Raw genomic sequence first — 518 nt, 5'->3', positions numbered from 1 at the left:
ACATCTGTTGGAGGCCTGGTTGGAAGACTGCAAGGAGGAAGCATTAGCCTAAGCAGCACGTCTATCGGAGTGACGGGAACCGGTAACAGCATAGGGGGCTTGATAGGATCTTCCAGCGGCGGAGTGAGCATCGAGAAGAGCTATGTCGCAGGGAATGTAACAGGGATAGACAACGTAGGAGGGCTGATCGGGACAGTCATACGGGCCAGTCAAGTAGGGATAAAGAACTGCTATATAGTCGGCAATCTCAAGGGGCGCACAGGAGTATCAGGAATCCAGGGATATCTGGACGAGTATAGTACCGCGACACTTGAGAACATCTATATGGCGGGAAAGATAGAAGGCACGAGTGGGGTTGGCGGATTAGTAAGCTATCAGAGTCCTTATCAAACTTCAGTCACGGTAAAAAACAGTTACTATGACGCAATCGCCTCCAGATTCGCTCCCCAAAGTGGCAGGGATATTGGAAGAATGACGACTGCAATGAAACGACAAAGCAATTATAACGGATGGGACTT

At 49.6% G+C, this 518-nt stretch carries 1 pseudogene; it reads left to right on the top strand.

The annotated features are described in order from the left end of the window. Positions 1–123 precede the first annotated feature (123 nt). Positions 124–518 (top strand): annotated as a pseudogene (locus ACSEXS_RS22650) (hypothetical protein); the annotation flags it as partial.

It is taken from the genome of Gorillibacterium terrae (assembly GCF_051594785.1).
GTDB lineage: Bacteria > Bacillota > Bacilli > Paenibacillales > NBRC-103111 > Gorillibacterium.
The sequence above is the reverse complement of the archived record's forward strand: the minus strand, read 5'-3'. Positions and strand labels throughout refer to the sequence as shown.